The sequence below is a fragment of the Candidatus Nitrosotalea sp. FS genome (genome assembly GCF_011319475.1).
Lineage (GTDB): Archaea > Thermoproteota > Nitrososphaeria > Nitrososphaerales > Nitrosopumilaceae > Nitrosotalea.
The window spans coordinates 1-752 of record NZ_RCMC01000280.1 but is presented as its reverse complement, the minus strand read 5'-3'; the positions used below and the strand labels follow the sequence as shown (position 1 = coordinate 752).

Annotated in this window: 1 pseudogene; it reads left to right on the top strand. The window is 39.9% G+C overall.

Annotation, left to right across the window (positions count from 1 at the left end):
- Positions 1 to 522 (top strand): annotated as a pseudogene (locus DYY66_RS11245) (hypothetical protein); the annotation flags it as partial.
- Positions 523 to 752 lie beyond the last annotated feature (230 nt).

The following is a 752-nucleotide window of genomic DNA, read 5'->3' as shown; positions in this document are numbered from 1 at the left end:
ATAGTAGGAACTCTCATCACAGACAATTTGACTGATAACCTTGGTGTATCATTAACAGTCTCTACCATACTCTTCGCCATCTCGCTCTCAATAGTCTTTGCTGTCTGGTATAAGAAAGAAAAAACATTGTCAATACATACGATTTTCACTACCAGAAGAGAGGCGTTTTATTGGCTAGCCATTCTGTTTACATTTGCACTTGGAACCGCGGCAGGGGATTTACTAGCTGAGAAAATAGATCTTGGGTACTTGCTCTCCGCAATCATTTTTGGTGCCATGATTGCTGCTGTTGCAATAAGTCATTTTGTTTTCAAGGTAAATGCTGTTTTGGCATTTTGGATAGCATACATTCTAACTCGTCCTCTTGGCGCCTCGATAGGTGACTACCTCTCACAAGATTTGAGCAACGGGGGCTTGGGGTTGGGAACTGTAATAACAAGTATGATTTTCCTTGCTACGATCTTAGCTACAGTCATCTATCTAACGGTCACAAAAAAAGACGTCATTAGAAAACAGACTTGAATCTGTAAATTTTGCAATATCTACGTAAACAATTCTTCAGTGAGTCTTAATAGGCCCAAGTGAACGGACTATCTCATATTGAACAATCCAAATCCAATAGATGTCGTTTTGTGGACACTGCGACGAGGGGAAGATGATGTTGTTAACCTGTACAATTACCTTTCAGGATTGATGCAGGTTTCAACCGGAGGGAATTTTCTCAATTTTGGATATTGGGATGATTCTACAAA